At 47.6% G+C, this 15,801-nt stretch carries 13 protein-coding genes and 1 pseudogene; 3 read left to right on the top strand and 11 right to left on the bottom strand.

Annotation, left to right across the window (positions count from 1 at the left end):
- Positions 1-183: 183 nt before the first annotated feature.
- The 9 genes from putP to L5M28_RS02075 all read right to left on the bottom strand — a co-directional run bounded on the left by putP (position 184) and on the right by L5M28_RS02075 (position 10,489).
- Entirely contained in the window at positions 184-1,635 is a 1,452-nt protein-coding gene (gene putP, locus L5M28_RS02115; RefSeq protein ID WP_263202322.1) for a sodium/proline symporter PutP, read from the bottom strand.
- Positions 1,636-1,792: 157 nt separating this feature from the next.
- A complete protein-coding gene (locus L5M28_RS02110) occupies positions 1,793-2,497 on the bottom strand; it encodes a DUF3379 domain-containing protein (protein WP_131525286.1) in 705 nt (234 codons plus the stop codon).
- Entirely contained in the window at positions 2,490-3,053 is a 564-nt protein-coding gene (locus tag L5M28_RS02105; RefSeq protein ID WP_263202320.1) for a sigma-70 family RNA polymerase sigma factor, read from the bottom strand. The genes L5M28_RS02110 and L5M28_RS02105 overlap by 8 nt, the downstream gene beginning before the upstream one ends.
- 72 nt (positions 3,054-3,125) lie before the next feature.
- Positions 3,126-4,847, bottom strand: coding sequence for a BatD family protein (locus L5M28_RS02100; protein WP_263202318.1), 1,722 nt, complete (start codon positions 4,845-4,847; stop codon positions 3,126-3,128).
- Positions 4,841-6,895: a vWA domain-containing protein gene (locus tag L5M28_RS02095; protein ID WP_263202316.1), complete on the bottom strand. Its 2,055-nt coding sequence runs from the start codon at positions 6,893-6,895 to the stop codon at positions 4,841-4,843. Before L5M28_RS02095 ends, L5M28_RS02100 begins: the two co-directional genes overlap by 7 nt.
- Complete coding sequence (locus tag L5M28_RS02090; protein WP_131525283.1) at positions 6,895-7,914, bottom strand: vWA domain-containing protein; 1,020 nt, start codon at positions 7,912-7,914, stop codon at positions 6,895-6,897. Before L5M28_RS02090 ends, L5M28_RS02095 begins: the two co-directional genes overlap by 1 nt.
- A complete protein-coding gene (locus L5M28_RS02085) occupies positions 7,908-8,552 on the bottom strand; it encodes a DUF4381 domain-containing protein (protein ID WP_263202315.1) in 645 nt (214 codons plus the stop codon). Before L5M28_RS02085 ends, L5M28_RS02090 begins: the two co-directional genes overlap by 7 nt.
- Before the next feature lie 2 nt (positions 8,553-8,554).
- The gene (locus L5M28_RS02080) at positions 8,555-9,508 is read right to left on the bottom strand and encodes a DUF58 domain-containing protein (RefSeq protein ID WP_263202313.1); all 954 of its coding nucleotides are present in this window, start codon (positions 9,506-9,508) and stop codon (positions 8,555-8,557) included.
- A 24-nt stretch (positions 9,509-9,532) separates the two neighbouring features.
- Positions 9,533-10,489 (bottom strand): AAA family ATPase, encoded by a 957-nt coding sequence (locus L5M28_RS02075; RefSeq protein WP_263202312.1) that lies wholly within the window; start codon positions 10,487-10,489, stop codon positions 9,533-9,535.
- Between the two features lie 262 nt (positions 10,490-10,751).
- Between L5M28_RS02075 and fadI the strand changes: the two genes are divergently transcribed.
- From fadI to L5M28_RS02060, 3 genes are all read left to right on the top strand, one after another.
- Positions 10,752-12,062, top strand: a complete 1,311-nt coding sequence (gene fadI / locus L5M28_RS02070; protein WP_028761050.1) for an acetyl-CoA C-acyltransferase FadI — start codon at positions 10,752-10,754, stop codon at positions 12,060-12,062.
- Between the two features lie 5 nt (positions 12,063-12,067).
- Positions 12,068-14,194, top strand: a complete 2,127-nt coding sequence (fadJ, locus tag L5M28_RS02065) for a fatty acid oxidation complex subunit alpha FadJ (protein ID WP_263202310.1) — start codon at positions 12,068-12,070, stop codon at positions 14,192-14,194.
- A 379-nt stretch (positions 14,195-14,573) separates the two neighbouring features.
- Positions 14,574-14,774 (top strand): hypothetical protein, encoded by a 201-nt coding sequence (locus L5M28_RS02060; protein ID WP_263202309.1) that lies wholly within the window; start codon positions 14,574-14,576, stop codon positions 14,772-14,774.
- 322 nt (positions 14,775-15,096) lie between these two features.
- On the opposite strand, the gene L5M28_RS02055 is transcribed toward L5M28_RS02060, so the two are convergent.
- Both L5M28_RS02055 and L5M28_RS02050 read right to left on the bottom strand, forming a co-directional pair.
- Complete coding sequence (locus L5M28_RS02055; RefSeq protein ID WP_263202307.1) at positions 15,097-15,447, bottom strand: hypothetical protein; 351 nt, start codon at positions 15,445-15,447, stop codon at positions 15,097-15,099.
- A 160-nt stretch (positions 15,448-15,607) separates the two neighbouring features.
- Positions 15,608-15,801: pseudogene (locus L5M28_RS02050) on the bottom strand (IS5/IS1182 family transposase); the annotation flags it as partial.

The raw sequence follows: 15,801 nt of genomic DNA, 5'->3' as shown, positions 1-15,801 counted from the left end.
CAAGAGTGATACTTTAGTATGCTTGAATGGTCTGGCCAGATGCTTGATATGAAGGGCTTTGGGTACCGCTATGGGTTTCAATTGAAGTTAACGGTTTGTAATGGTGTGTTGGGCATTTAAAAGGATACAAAATGTAAAAAGCGCACACTTGTGCGCTTTTTAACATATGGAAGCATATCTAGATTAGAGTGCAGACTTAAATTGTTCGAACTCTGTCGTTACTTTTTCACTTGGAGCAGAGAATTTACTGACTAAAATACCCGCAATAGTCGCGAATATAAACCCAGGAAGGATTTCGTATACTTCAAAAATGCCACCAGTGAGTTGCTTCCAAATCACCACAGTCAATGCGCCGACAATAATAGTGGCGATAGCGCCATTACGGCTGTATTGCTTCCAAAACAAGGATAACAAGACTACGGGACCAAAGGCCGCACCAAAGCCTGCCCAAGCATAACTCACTAGGCTAAGTACGGTACTTTCAGGATTGAGTGCTATCACACCTGCAATCACAGCGATAGCGAGCACGCCTAAACGACCTACCATCATTAGCTCGCGATCATCGGCCTTTGGGCGCAACCATTTACGGTAGAAATCTTCGGTAATGACACTTGAGCAGACTAAGAGTTGTGAGTCGATAGTACTCATGATTGCCGATAAAATAGCGGCGATTAATAGCCCACCAATCCATGGGTTAAACGCCGCTTGAGCTAAATGGATAAATACCGTTTCAGAATTGGCCAATGGCTCTTTGGCGAAATAGAGCGAGCCTGCGATACCTGTGGCTAACGCGCCAATGAGAGATAACACCATCCAGCTCATGGCAATACGGCGTGACAAGGGCAGGGCATCGGCACTGCCTATCGCCATAAAACGCGACAAAATATGTGGCTGACCAAAATAACCTAGGCCCCATGCGAGCAAAGATAACATGCCGATGGCAGTGGTTTTGTCATTGACCAATGCCAACATTGCGGGATCAATCGTTTCAATACCTGCATGGCTTTCTGGGTGAACGAAAACGGCGAAAGGGACAATCAATAGGGCGATGAGCATTAAACTGCCTTGGAAAAAGTCAGTCCAACACACGGCAAAGAAACCGCCAATAAAGGTGTAACCGACTATGATGGCCGAGCCAATCACGAGGGCTGCGGTGTAATCAAGCCCAAAGACTTTCTCAAACAAAATCGCGCCACCGACCATGCCTGAGGAGGCATAGAAAGTAAAAAACACCAGAATAGTGATTGCGGAAACGAGCTTGAGATAGCCTTGGGTATCGTGGAAACGTTTCTCGAAAAAATCCGGTAAAGTGAGGGCGTTATCGGCGAGTTGGGTATAAATGCGCAGTCGCTTGGCAACAAATAACCAGTTTAGCCAAGCACCAATAATTAATCCTACGCCAATCCAGGCTGCACCTAAACCGCTTAAGTAAACTGCGCCGGGTAACCCCAGTAACAGCCAACCTGACATGTCAGATGCTCCCACGCTGAGTGCGGTCACTGCGGGGCCCATTTTGCGGCCACCTAAAATATAATCATCAACAGTATCGGTAGCACGGTAAGCCCAAAAACCTATGCCCATCATCAATACTAAGTAACCAACAAATGTGATTAAAATCGGGGTTTCAATCGTCATCTTGCCTTTTCCCATCTTTTTATTATTAAAAGTGGCAAGCATGCTACCAGATGTTTGAACGTGCGCCCATTAGCAGATGTAAGTGTGATTGAAATCTAACCTCCGATAACATGAAAATATCGGAGATTGATTTTTAAATGCAATTTATAACAATGTCTTAAATAAATATATTCTTGATTTCGTCTTTTATATAGCTAAGGTCAGCTTGATCCTCACCTATTAGCAAAATAAATGCATCGGGCGTTTCAAAGCCCATTCCTTGATATTTACCGTCGGCGAAGGTTTTATCCAACACCATACGTTTCTCGAGTGGCACGATAAAGAGTGTCACCTTACTTTGTTCGCCCTGAAGTACTAAGTGCAGGCTTTTTACCCCTTGAAAATCGCAATAAGAGGTGTAATACACTTTGCCCGGTTGTTGGGTAAATTTGGCATTGCCAAAGTCTTTTATCGACGCAAGCTGGGCATTGACTTGACTAAAATTGACATTTTGATCGACATGCAAGGCAATATCTTCATGGTAGACATGGGCCAGTGCATGTTCAGCCAAATCAATAGGCCCTAAGCGTAATAGGCTGAAGCTGATCCCTACCACAAACGCAACCGAGGCTGCCATGGCCACTAAAAAAAACGTTTGCCGGCGCTGTTTATGGTGCTGTTGTAACTGCTGACGCAAAATGAGTTTGTCGGCGAGATCCTCAGCCACATCTACTTTCAATGCGTTGCTCAGTTTGGCATCAAGGTTTTTAAGCTCATTGATTAGGGCTTGGTTTTCTGGCTTTGCATTGATCTGCGCCAGAAAGTCAGCATCTTGATTATGAGGATCTTCATAAGCTTGACGTCTAAATTTAAGCTCATCCATTGGATTGACCTCTCACATCATTCTTCTCAAGTAATTCTTTCAATTGGCTCCTCGCCCGAAATAAACGCGTCATTACGGTGTTGCGATTGAGCTCCATCAGCTCGGCGATTTCATCGCCGCTAAAGCCACCAATGAGCTGGAGTAAGAGTGGTTCGCGGTATTCGATATCCAGCTTGCCAATTTGTCGACGGATCAGATATTGCTCGGTCTGCTCTTCACTGCTATTGGAGATATTGTCCTCTAAGGTATCTTGCTCAACGTCGGAATAATCGAACTGTTTACGCTCGAAACGCCGCGCATTTTCACGCCTAAGAATCGTGATCAGCCAAGCTTTCGCCGCTTTATCATCCTTGAGGGAATCCAAAGAGCGCCACGCCCGCAAGAAGGTTTCTTGGGTAATGTCTTCAGCCACGTGCTTATCGCCGCATAACCAATAGGCGTAGCGGAAAATGTCTGCATGTAGCGCCATGACTAGGCTGTTGTATCGTCGTTGTTTGCTTAGCATGTCAGAAGAGACCGCGGGCTCGACGGATTTCTTGCGCCAGTTAGCAAACATTTTTTATCTTTGGGCTTTTTGGCGGAATATTTAGCATGGTAGCACTCGCTTCTTTGTCATTAACCCCATCATTTATTTAGGATTCAGTGGGCTTAATGGTGCTGATTTTGGGTTTGAATGTTTATGCTCACAGGCCTTAACCGCGTTAAGTAAGGCGGTACATTCGGCGCTTAAGTGGCTATTTGTATTGTTAGAATTCGCACTGCTCGTATTAGCACTGTCAGTATGGTGGCTCTTATCGGCCTTCGCACTGTAGGCTTTGATTTGCAGTTGCTGTATCGCTGCTGCCAGTTGTGGTGACTGCTCAGCAATCTTATCTAATGTCATAGGCGTTTGCTGTAACTCACTGAAATATCGCTGCAATTGCAACATAATTCGACTCACATCGCCACTGGCGCAGGCTTGCTCTAATCCTTTCAAGCCGGAGGCAGTCACTGATTGTGCTGAACTGATTGAAGAGTTTACTGAAATTTGGGCGGCCGTTTGATTTTTTAAGGCGCGGCGCCAAGCGACTAAGGTGATAATCCAAGCGACTAGAGTGACCAGCCATAGAGCAGCAAAAACCATGGTTAGCCAAGACCAGCCCTTATCGGCCGCGGAGTTGGTTTCCCATGTTGGTTGAGCTGGCGTATCACTGACAGCACCACCTTCAACGATTATGGTACGCGCGGGCAGCGTTGCAGTTTCTTGACGTTTAAGGCGCGGATTCCACCAAGGCACTTTGATTTCGGGCAAGGTAAAGGTGCCTGCTTTGCTGGGAACGATTGCCGAAGTAATACTGTACTGCGAAACAATTTGTGCATCGCGCACAAAGGTCTGCCGCTGAGGTTTTTCTGGGTATGACTTAAGCTCATCGGGCAGAGTTTGCACTATATCAGGCAGACTATTTTCATCGGCATTGGAAGCCAACAGTGTAATAGTGCGGGTGATAGGGCTACCGACGGTAAACTTTTTAATATCCTCAGGGAAGTTTTCTTTTAGCGCTACTAAATCGGCAACCAGCCATTGGCCTTGGAAGCTTGTTGGTGCAGGATTCACTTGAACTGTCAGTGAGGGCGCGCCTGCTTGCATTGGGCGGCTTTCATTAAAGCCAAACATGCCGCCGCGGCGTTGGGATTCTACCAGCACATCGCCAGCAAAGGTTGCACCTTTGATATTCACTTGGCCGGGCAAATCGGGAATGATGCCATAGGTGCGTTCAATCACGCGGTAACGTCGGCCATCGACTATCTCTGAACCATCCCTATCTTCTCCGATTTGTTTGATCTGTGCGCCTTCGATTACTGGTGCACTCAATACGCCCCTTTGTAATTCTACCGCCAGATAGAGTTTCACTTTGTAGGTAATGAGCTGCCCAACATAGGCTTCGTCGGTCGAGACTTTGGCGTCAATGAACAGATTGTTCATTTGCGCGGGCTGGCTACCAGTTTCGACCACTTTGAGTGGAATAGGCGATGAGCCGACGCCGTCAATACTAAAGGCTGGAATGGTTAACTGGCCTTGTTGTTTTGGCGCGAGCAGTACTTGCCAGCGGGTTTCTTTGACCGCATCGAAGTTCATGATTTGCGTGCTGCGGCTCACGCTAGTACGGCCGACAATAAAATCTTTCAGTAGGGCGGATGTGTCTAGCTTACCGGTATCGACTTCGTCATCGACACTGATGTTGAGCACAAAGTATTCGCCCTCCATCACTGGGTTGCGATCGACCGAGGCCTCAATTTTGCTAAGTGCAAAGGCGGGATGGGCTACTCCGATGGCAAGGAGTAGCAGGATAAAAAATTGTCTCGTCACCACTGTTCGTTATCCTTTGATATTTGGCCATTTTGACGGCGTTTTTGATATTCCAACAGCATCTTGTTGCGCAGTAACACTTGCGGGTCTTCACTCACGCCCCTCAGTGCTCGTTGCATTTCTGCGGGCAGTGGCTCGCTATTGGTTGGCGGTGCCTCGACCGATTCACTCATAGCAGCCTCTTGTTTATCTTGCGCATTTTGCTCAGGAGCTTCTTTGGCGGCAACGCTTTGCTTTTCTTGTTTTGCTGACTTTTGCTCTTCAGCATCGGCTTTAGCCTGCGCTTGCATCTTAGCTTCATTTTCTACAGGTGAATTGTCTACCGGCTCATTTTCCTGCGCATCCTGCTCGCCATTTTCCTGCGCATCCTGCTCGCCATTTTGCTGCTTGGCTTCATCCTGCTGATCCTGAGCATTGCCATTTTGCTTATCTTGCTCAGACTGTTGCTCATCCGTTTTTTGCTGCTCAGGGCTTTGATCCGCGTCGGCATCGTCCTGTTGATCCTGAGACTTTTGTCCCGCTTGATCTTGCTTATCTTTCTGAGCGCTATCTTGGTCAGATTGCTGTTTATCCTGCGATTTTTGGTCACCGGATTGTTGGTCGCCAGACTGTTGATCACCTTGTTGACCTTGGTTCTTATCCTGTTGCTCGTTTTTACCTTGCTGTTGTTGCTGTTCCTGCAATAACTTTTCAGCCAGTTCAAGGTTGGCCTTCGCCGCAGGGAAATCAGCTTGTTTCTCAAGCGCGGCTTGATAGCGCTCCTTGGCCTTATCGGGTTTACCGAGTTGCATCAACGCATTGCCTTGATTGTAGAGGCCTTGGGCTGAGCTATCTTGCTCGAAGGTTTTTAGTGCTTGCGCAAAATCACCAGCTTTATATTGGGCGCTGCCACGCCATTGGGGCGACTCAAACTGCTTAGCGGCGTTTGCGTAATCTTGGGATTGATAGGCCTGCATCGCTTGTTGATCTGTGGTTTTCCACACATTGTCCCAGGCATTGTCCCACATACTGGCATGGGCAGGCTGAGGCGCAGCCGCGATCAGTAAGCTGCCAGCAAGAGTGACAAATCCAACACTGGCCACGATTCCTTGTCTAAAGCTGAAAAGGGCGGGTAGCAGTAATAATAAGGCGAGGTAAGGACCGAGATCCTGCCAAGTTTCACCATCAAGATCTGTGGCTTTCGCATCGCCAGCATCGCTTAACCATTGCTGTAATTGGGCGAGATCATTACCGTCGGTGCGATTCTGGATCAGAACGCCTTTGTTATTCACGGCCAGTTTTTGTAGCAGAGCGAAATCAGTGCTGGCCACAACGACTTCGTTGCTGCTGTCGCGTTGTAATTGTCCATCGGATAGACGAATTGGCGCGCCTTGGCTGGTACCAAAAGCGACGACGGCGAGGCGATATTGGGTGCCACTAAATGCCGAGTTAGCCTCATCAAACTGGGCAGCAGTTATGCCATCTGTCATCAGGATAATATCACCGCGAATATGCCCACCCTGAGCCAGTAGCGTTTTGGCTTGGGTCAAGCCTGCCGCTAAGTTTGAGCCACGAACGGGCATGATCTCAGGACTTAACGTCGGCAGTAAATTGAGTAGCGTGCCGGTATCGCGCGTTAACGGGCTGATAGTAAAGGCATCGCCGGCAAAGGCGACTAAACCTGTTTCACCTTCTTTAAGATTACGCAGGAGATCCGTTGCCCTAAATTTGGCTTGGGTTAACCGATTCGGCGCAAGATCGGTGGCGAACATAGATACGGACATGTCCATCACCAGTACGCGGCCTTGCTCGGCGGCAAACACAGGTAAGGATTGTTTATTAACGGCAGGTCCGGCGAGTGCTAAGGTCGCAATCAACCAAGTTAAGGCTAATAAATGCAACGGACGGCGGGATTTCTTATTGCCTTGGGTGACCAATATCTTGGCTAAGTGCGGCGCAATATAACGATTCCACGCGCTGTGGCTCTCGTGTTGCCGCCATAAACTCAACAAGGCTAAGGCTAGCGGTACTAGTGCGAGTAGCCATTCGGGACGAATAAAATGTAGGCTCATTATTTGATGTTCCCCTGTGAAGTGGTTGCGACAGAGGGTTTAACGCGGCGCGCTGCAAAGAGTGGCAATTGACCTAAGGCAATCCACAGACTCGTCAGTAATGCCAGTGCCAGCGGCCAGTAGAACAGATCTGCCTGCGGACGATAGCTTAATTGATCGCGACTCACAGGTTCGAGTTTATCGATTTCTTGGTAAATCTGGTCTAGCTCTTGGCTGTTACGGGCGCGAAAATAACGGCCGTGGGTGACGTCAGCGATATGCTTAAGTTGGTTTTCATCCAGATCCATCGAAGGATTAACCCGCTCGCGGCCAAAGAGTGTACGGCGCTCCATTACATCTGCGCCCACACCAACCGTATAAATAGTAACTTTACGATTAGCGGCAATTTGCGCTGCTTGCTCTGGTTCGATATTGCCCGCGTTGTTAGAACCGTCGGTCAATAAAATCAACACTCTATTACTCTCGTCCATTTTATCGAAGCGTTTTACCGCCAGCGCGATGGCTTCACCTATGGCGGTTTGCTTACCGACTAAGCCAATTTGTGCTTCTTTTAAAAATTGCGCGACTGAACGTCTGTCTTGGGTCAGCGGCGCCTGTAAATAGGCGTGATCGGCAAAGAGGATCAAGCCGATACGATCACCTTTGCGGCGCTCGATAAAGTCACTGACGACGTGCTGAATTAAAGTGAAACGATCGACGGTTTTGCCATTCACCACCATGTCTTCAATCTGCATACTGCCGGATAAATCCACCGCCATCATCAAATCGCGGCCTTGGCTTGGCAGTTCGATAGGTTCACCAAGCCATTGAGGACGAGCAATAGCGAGCACTAACAGGCACCACATCAGCCAGTAGCGTTTGCGACTTTGGCGCGTGTTGGCCGCTAAGCTTTGTTTACCCGTTTGGCTTATTCCGGGTAATTGCAGCCGGCCGCCATCCACTTGTACTGTGTGTTGGCGCCAAAAAATCAAAGGTAAAGGTAATAATATCAATAGCCAAGGCCATGCAATTGTTAACATTGTGCCTCCGCTTTTTCAGTGTCAGTTTGCTGGGTTGGCGCTTGGCTTTTAGCTTGAGCGTCGCCACTAGCTTGAATGTAGCCCTTAGCTTGAACAAGATTCGACTCAGGCGCACTCAGTTTTGCTTTCGATGCCAACCAAGCCTGTGCGAGTTGATGTAATTCATTGGCTTCAGCTAAGGTCAATGGCGTTGCCTGATGGCGTTTGGCTAATAAGGGGCTGATACGTTGGCGTTTATGCTCGGGTAAATAGCTGTCTAACCAAGCCGCCCAAGCTTCGCCATCTAAGGAGGCTATTGCTTCTCTGCTGAGGTAACTCATGGCGGTGCGCTTTAATATGCTGTTGACGTCAGAGGCATAGGAAGTCGCTTGTTTATCGAGCTGATTAAGTAACTGTTTAGCGGCTTTTTTCGGTGCTAAGTCACGGGCGCGTTTTCTTAGCCAGATAACTAAGAGTGTGATGAGGGCAATCACAAGTGCTAAAACCAGCCAATAACCGATTGCCCAAGGCCAAGCGCCGATCGGATCGGGATGAATAATATCCTGCAGTTGTGCAAGGGCTGGGTTTGACGCCGTAGAAGGCATAGGTACTGTTGCCTGTGGATTTGCTATTTCTGAATTCACTGTTGCTGGATCCATAGTTAACGCAATAATTCCAATTGATGGGCTAGGGGAGCACCCGCATTTATGAGCTGGGTGCGTACGCGCAGTTGTTGCATCATGGCGATAAAATCGTTTTGCTGACGTAACTGAATGTCGAGCCAAGCCTGATAACTGTGGCGGGTAAGCACCAAGTTCTCATCCCCATCCCGCACCGGCAAATTAAAGTTGTGCGGTAACGGCAGTGTGCCTTGACGCAGAGGATCGGTAATAAGATAGGCGCCCACATCGCAATGACGCTTAAGCTCGGTGAGAGGCGCGATACATTGGGGGCTAAAATGGCTGCCATCTGTCACTATCCAAACTAAGGAGCCGGGTTTGGCGATACGTTGTAATCGCTGACAGGCACGCAGGATATGGTCAGGATCGCGCTGGCCACTGCCAACATGATTGAGCTGATTTTCGTGCACACGGCGCAGGCCTGAGATCAATTGCAATATGCCCTGACGACGGCTGCGGGGTTTGAGCTCTAAATGCTCAGACTCGCAGGCGATCAAGGCGCCGAGCCGATCGCCATGGTTAATCGCATTCCAACCTAAGGTGGTCGCAAGGTGTCCTGCTTGCACCGATTGCAGCAATAAACTCGAACCAAAATAGAGGCTTTGGCTCAAGTCGATTAACAATAAAATAGGGCGCTCACGTTCTTCGACAAATAACTTAGTGTGAGTTGTGCCAGTACGAGCGGTAACGCGCCAATCAATGGTGCGCACATCGTCGCCCTGTTGGTAGTGGCGCACCTCGGCAAACTCCATACCGCGGCCTTTGATTAAGCTGCTGCGATGGCCCGCTAAATTAGCGCGGGCACGGCTATAACGCTCAGGCATAGCACGGGCGATATTTTGGCACGCCAGCAGCTCTTGCTCGGTTAAATGCAAGCCATCGGCAAAAAGCGGCAAGCCATCGACTGAGGCTGAGAGTCGCGCTGTGTCACTCATCTTATTTCACCTTTATCTTCACCGTTAAGGTACTGCAACTTGACTTAAGATGTGGTTGATCACGTGATCGCGGCTGACACCTTCGGCCTGTGCTTGGTAGCTAAGTAGCAATCTGTGTCTTAACACGTTCGGTGCGACGGCTTGAATGTCTTCTGGTGAAACAAAGTCTCGCTCGTGCAGCCAAGCACGGGCGCGGGCGCAGCGTTCTAATGAAATAGTTGCGCGCGGGCTGACGCCATACTCAAGCCACTTAGCTAAGTCTTCGCTGTAACGTAAAGGCTCACGGGTCGCCATCACGATTTCGACTATGTACTTTTCGAGTGGCTCGGCGAGATAGATTTCCATGGCTTCGTCACGGGCGGCAAACACATCCGCCTGAGCAATCGGCTCAGTGGTTGGCAATTCGTGGGTCAGCGCTTCTTTGCGGGATTGACGCAGAATTTCGATTTCAGTCTCGCCGTTTGGGTAATCAAGGTTTAAGTGCATCAGAAAACGGTCAAGCTGTGCTTCGGGCAGCGGGTAAGTGCCTTCGTTCTCTAATGGGTTTTGGGTGGCCATTACTAAAAACAGCGGTGGAAGTTTATAGCTGTGCTTACCAACTGTAACTTGACCTTCGGCCATGGCTTCTAATAAGGCTGACTGAACTTTGGCTGGGGCGCGGTTAATTTCGTCCGCCAAGATTAAATTGTGGAAAATCGGTCCGGCTTCAAATTCGAAGGTGCCGGTTTGCGAGCGATAGATATCTGTGCCAGTTAAGTCGGCAGGTAGCAGATCTGGGGTAAATTGAATGCGGTGAAAATCGCCCTCAACCCCGTCACATAAGGCTTTCACTGCACGGGTCTTTGCCAGCCCCGGTGGTCCTTCAACTAATAAGTGGCCATTGGCAATTAAGGCAATGAGCAGATTTTCGGTCAATACTGGCTGCCCTAAAACAACCTTATTTAGGTAAGTGCGTAATGCGTGGAAGCGACTCAAAGGCATGATGCTACTCGTTTTATTATGTTGAAAATACGTGTGTGGGCTATAGACAACAGCTATGGTAAAGAATTCCCTTAGGGTTTGGCTAGTGTTAAAAAAACAAACAGGTGTTTAAAACTTGCTGACAAGAAGTTAGAATCAGATCACACTTTAATGGTCAGACCTGTTATTGGGCGTTTTTTGCCGTAAAACAATGGGTCAAACACGGAAATCGATAGCGCCGCCTGAAATCTCTCAGCGATTGCGCACATAAAGAGGGTGACAAATGAGTGATAGACAACAGGTTACGAACGCAAAGGGTGAACGTATCGCCATTGTAGCGGGTTTAAGAACGCCATTTGCAAAGCAAGCCACGGCATTCCACGGCGTATCGGCGCTCGATATGGGCAAAATGGTGGTCAATGAATTATTGGCGCGCTCTGAACTCGATCCTAAGCTGATTGAGCAATTAGTGTATGGACAAGTCGTGCAAATGCCGGCTGCACCTAACATTGCCCGTGAAATCGTACTCGGTACTGGCATGAATGTGTCGACCGATGCCTATAGTGTCACTCGCGCCTGTGCAACTAGCTTTCAATCTGCCGTAAACGTGGCTGAATCTATCATGACGGGTAATATCGAAATCGGTATTGCGGGCGGCGCCGACTCTTCCTCTGTATTGCCTATCGGTGTATCGAAAAAATTAGCCCATGCGTTAGTCGATCTGAATAAAGCCCGTAGCTTTGGGCAAAAATTACAAATTTTCCGCCGTTTAGGCATAAAGGATTTATTACCTGTGCCGCCTGCGGTGGCAGAGTACTCAACGGGCTTGTCTATGGGACAAACCGCCGAGCAGATGGCAAAAACCTACAATATTAGTCGTGCCGATCAAGATGCCTTAGCGCACCGCTCACATACCTTAGCGAGTGAAACTTGGGCTTCGGGCCATTTGCGTGACGAAGTGATGGTCGCGCATATACCGCCGTATAAGCAGTTTATCGATCGTGATAACAATATCCGTGAAAACTCGGTACTGGAGTCATATGCTAAGTTGCGTCCTGCATTCGATAAACAGCATGGTACTGTGACGGCGGCTAACAGTACGCCACTGACGGACGGTGCCTCAGCGATTATCCTGATGAGTGAAGGTCGAGCCAAAGCCTTAGGTTATCAACCTATTGGTTACATTAAGAGTTACGCCTTTAGCGCCATTGATGTGTGGCAAGATATGCTGATGGGACCGTCCTACGCGACGCCACTGGCGTTAAAACGTGCTGGAATGGAATTAGAAGATCTTACTCTGATTGAAATGCACGAAGCCTTTGCTGCGCAGACATTAGCGAATATGCAGATGTTTGCTTCGAAAAAATTTGCCGAAGAAAAACTCGGCCGTAACCGCGCGATTGGCGAAATCGACATGAGCAAGTTTAACGTGCTCGGTGGCTCGCTGGCTTATGGTCATCCCTTTGCGGCAACGGGAACCCGTTTAATCACCCAAGTGTGTCGTGAGCTTAAGCGCCGTGGTGGTGGAACTGGCTTAACGACGGCCTGTGCGGCCGGTGGTTTGGGCGTGGCTATGATAGTGGAAGTGGAGTAATCGGCATGGAAAAGACCTTTAATTTAACCCGCCGCGACGACGGCATTGCCATTTTGACTATGGATGTTCCTGGCGAAACTATGAACACCCTAAAAGCACAGTTTGGCCCTGAAATCAGTGAGATTCTGGCTGAGATTAAAAGCGATCCTCATATTCGTGGACTCGTGCTGATCTCGGGCAAAAAAGATTCTTTCGTTGCGGGCGCGGATATTTCCATGCTCGATGCCTGTAAAACGGCGGCCGATGCCAAAGCCTTATCCCAGCAAGGGCATGTGGTTTTTAATGAGTTAGAAGCCTTAAAAATTCCTGTAGTGGCGGCAATCCACGGTGCCTGTTTAGGTGGTGGTTTAGAGTTAGCCTTAGCCTGCCATCAAAGGGTATGTAGCGACGATGGTAAAACCATGCTCGGTGTACCGGAAGTTCAACTTGGCTTATTACCTGGCGGCGGTGGGACTCAACGTTTGCCTCGTTTAGTCGGCATTACCACCGCCTTAGACATGATGTTGACCGGTAAACAAATCCGTCCTAAACAAGCCTTGAAAATGGGTTTAGTGAATGATGTTGTACCGCAGACCATTTTGCTGCAAACCGCAGTTGAGATGGCGCTTGCTGGTAAACGTGCACCGAAACCTGTTAAAAAGTCATTAGTTAATCAAGTACTTGAAGGCACGAGCTTTGGCCGTAACATTATTTTCGATCAAGCGACTAAACAAGTCGAAAAGAAAACCCAAGGTAATTATCCAGCACCAGCCAAGATTATTGACTGCGTGCGTCAAGGGATTGCGAAGGGGATGCAAAAAGGGCTTGAAGTCGAAGCGAGTCACTTTGCCGAATTAGTGGTATCAAAAGAATCTGAAGCGCTGCGCAGTATTTTCTTCGCTACCACAGAAATGAAGAAAGAAACCGGCGCTGAGGGTGCTACGCCGCGTAAAGTGAAGAAAGCGGTGATCTTAGGTGGTGGTTTAATGGGCGGAGGCATCGCCTCTGTGACTACCACTAAGGCTAAAATCCCCGTTCGCGTCAAAGACATCAGTGAAAAAGGTTTAAGCAATGCATTAGCCTACGCTTATAAGTTGTTGGATAAAGGGGTAAAGCGCCGCCATATGACGCCTGCTGCCCGTGACAACTTAATGGCGCTGATGACTACAACCACTGAGTATAAAGGCGTTAAAGATGCCGACATCGTTGTGGAAGCGGTATTTGAAGACTTAGCGCTTAAGCATCAAATGGTGAAAGACATTGAGCGTGAGTGTGGTGAGCACACGATTTTTGCGTCAAACACCTCATCTTTACCTATTAGCCAAATCGCCGAGGCGGCGACGCGTCCTGAAAATGTGATTGGTCTGCATTATTTCTCGCCAGTGGAAAAAATGCCGCTGGTGGAAGTGATTGCCCATGCTAAAACGTCGCCAGAAACCATTGCGACTACTGTCGCATTTGCCCGTAAGCAAGGTAAAACACCGATAGTGGTGCAGGATGGTGCGGGTTTCTACGTGAACCGTATTCTGGCTCTGTATATGAATGAGGCCGCGCAATTACTACTCGAAGGCCAAAGTGTTGAGCATTTGGATAAAGCTTTAGTGAAATTTGGCTTCCCTGTGGGACCGATTACTTTGCTCGACGAAGTGGGTATTGACGTGGGCGCAAAAATTTCACCGATCCTTGAGAAAGAATTGGGTGAACGTTTTAAAGCGCCAGCCGCATTCGACAAGCTTTTAGGTGACGATCGTAAAGGCCGCAAAAATGGCAAAGGCTTTTATCAATACGGCCAAAAAGACTCTAGCAAGAAAGCGAAAGTCGTCGATGAGAGTGTTTATGGCGTGTTAGGTATTAAGCCTGGCACCAATAAAGATGTAAAAGCGGTTGCTGAGCGTTGTGTCGTACAAATGCTCAATGAAGCGGTGCGTTGTTTAGATGATGGTATTATCGCATCGCCAAGAGATGGCGATATTGGTGCCATTTTCGGTATTGGCTTCCCGCCATTCCTCGGTGGCCCATTCCATTATATTGACACTTTAGGCGCCGCGAACTTAGTGAAGATCCTTGAAGGTTATCAAAGTCAATTCGGTAACAGATTCGAACCTTGTGAGCGCTTAAAAACCATGGCGCAAGAAAACGCGCACTTTTTCTAAGTCTCAGTGAATCTAAGTCATAGTTAATCTAGGTCTTAGTTAATCAGAATTGGACAAAAAAGCGGCAGGTTATTGCCGCTTTTTTTATTGCCACAAGGCATGCTTTTGCCTAAAAAATGTTCACATTGGGGATGTGGATCTTGTATAATCCGAGCCCTTTATCGAGAGTTCGGTGTTACGTGTTCTGTACTGAGAGCGTAGCGATGAATGAGTGTTGCTCGTTTATGCATAGTGCGGAAAACTTTTTATCCTGCCGTTAAAATGACGTATTTAACATGTGCATCAATCACCAAGACTACGCTAGTAGCATCCGCATTTTAATGAGGAATTAATTTCTCTACCTTTATGATTTATTTAGTTGTTTTTAAAGAGGTGGTTTGTGGTTTTGCTGGTTATGTTTATCGCATTAATCTCGGCTTGGTACTTCGGCTTAGCTGCATTTACCGCAGGTTTTACTGTTAAGCATTGGGTGCTGCTGGGTTTTGTGCTCGGGCCTCTGGCTTATCCACTCTTTACGACACATAGTCATTTAGCCTTGAGGAAAATCCGTTGTAGTGAGGAAGGGATATTAAATAGCTAATTTATTAATTTGTTAGGTAATTTCCATGACTACATGACTACATGACTACATGACTATTTAGTACTTTTATATTCACTTAAAACTAAAGGGAGCCAATGCTCCCTTTATTGTTTCTAAGCTGCGCTAACTTAATTAACTATCACTGTACATGAGTTAGACTCATGGCTACAGAACTTAAATTAGTTCCACCAACCTTTTGCAGAAATCACTTCAAGGTGATTCAAGCCTTCAGGCAACTTAACTTTTTTACGTGCTGGCTTGGATAAACCGAGTGCTTTTTTGATAGAATTTAACATAGTCACTCTCCTTAACCTGATTAATGTTATGCAACTTCAGAGTTAATGAACTTCACGCATGGATGACCTGCAACTTCAAGTGATTTGAATTTCACTGCAGGATGACCAGCAACCTCAAATGATTTGAACTTCACAGCAGGATGGCCAGCAACTTCGAATGGTTTGAATTTGACTGCAGGATGACCAGCGACCTCAAGTGATTTGAACTTCACAGCAGGATGGCCAGCAACTTCGAGTGGTTTGAATTTGACCGCAGGATGACCAGTAGCTTCAAGCGATGTTTGTCCAGAATTGGAAGTCGCTTCAAGTGCTGCAGAATTTGCTACAAAGCCAATTGAAGATAATAGAGTAACTGTTACTAGGATTCCTTTAATCATTCTAATTCTCTCAGGGTAGTTGATATTGATTTATTATTGACACTGATAGTGCTATTGCACTTGTTGTGCCAATGTTGTAAATCCAAATCAAATTGAGAGTAAATGAGGCTTTGTTTCCTAAATCGAGTCAGCGAACAAAACTCTCATCATTGTTCAAATATCAAGCTACATAGTGGGTTTCAGGCATACCTAGCCCAGTAAGCTTGTTCAAAGCCCTAATCATCGCGTAAGCTTCTCCCACCTGAGCGTTATAATTCCGCATGCTCAACGTGCCTCCTAGCAGTTGTTTTATCCTGTACATGGCGGTTTCTGAGATTGAACGGCGATGATAACCATATCGTTTTTTCCACTGCT

This window comes from Shewanella sp. SW32, from assembly GCF_025653365.1.
Lineage (GTDB): Bacteria > Pseudomonadota > Gammaproteobacteria > Enterobacterales > Shewanellaceae > Shewanella > Shewanella oncorhynchi.
This window is presented reverse-complemented; position numbering and strand designations above follow the sequence as displayed.

Bases quoted from the DNA above. Each gene is read 5' to 3' on its own strand.
- L5M28_RS02055 (WP_263202307.1), bottom strand. From the start codon at position 15,447: ATGATTAAAGGAATCCTAGTAACAGTTACTCTATTATCTTCAATTGGC.
- L5M28_RS02105 (WP_263202320.1), bottom strand. From the start codon at position 3,053: ATGTTTGCTAACTGGCGCAAGAAATCCGTCGAGCCCGCGGTCTCTTCT.
- putP (WP_263202322.1), bottom strand. From the start codon at position 1,635: ATGACGATTGAAACCCCGATTTTAATCACATTTGTTGGTTACTTAGTA.
- L5M28_RS02110 (WP_131525286.1), bottom strand. From the start codon at position 2,497: ATGGATGAGCTTAAATTTAGACGTCAAGCTTATGAAGATCCTCATAAT.
- L5M28_RS02090 (WP_131525283.1), bottom strand. From the start codon at position 7,914: ATGTTAACAATTGCATGGCCTTGGCTATTGATATTATTACCTTTACCT.
- L5M28_RS02085 (WP_263202315.1), bottom strand. From the start codon at position 8,552: ATGGATCCAGCAACAGTGAATTCAGAAATAGCAAATCCACAGGCAACA.
- fadI (WP_028761050.1), top strand. From the start codon at position 10,752: ATGAGTGATAGACAACAGGTTACGAACGCAAAGGGTGAACGTATCGCC.
- fadJ (WP_263202310.1), top strand. From the start codon at position 12,068: ATGGAAAAGACCTTTAATTTAACCCGCCGCGACGACGGCATTGCCATT.
- L5M28_RS02075 (WP_263202312.1), bottom strand. From the start codon at position 10,489: ATGCCTTTGAGTCGCTTCCACGCATTACGCACTTACCTAAATAAGGTT.
- L5M28_RS02080 (WP_263202313.1), bottom strand. From the start codon at position 9,508: ATGAGTGACACAGCGCGACTCTCAGCCTCAGTCGATGGCTTGCCGCTT.
- L5M28_RS02095 (WP_263202316.1), bottom strand. From the start codon at position 6,895: ATGAGCCTACATTTTATTCGTCCCGAATGGCTACTCGCACTAGTACCG.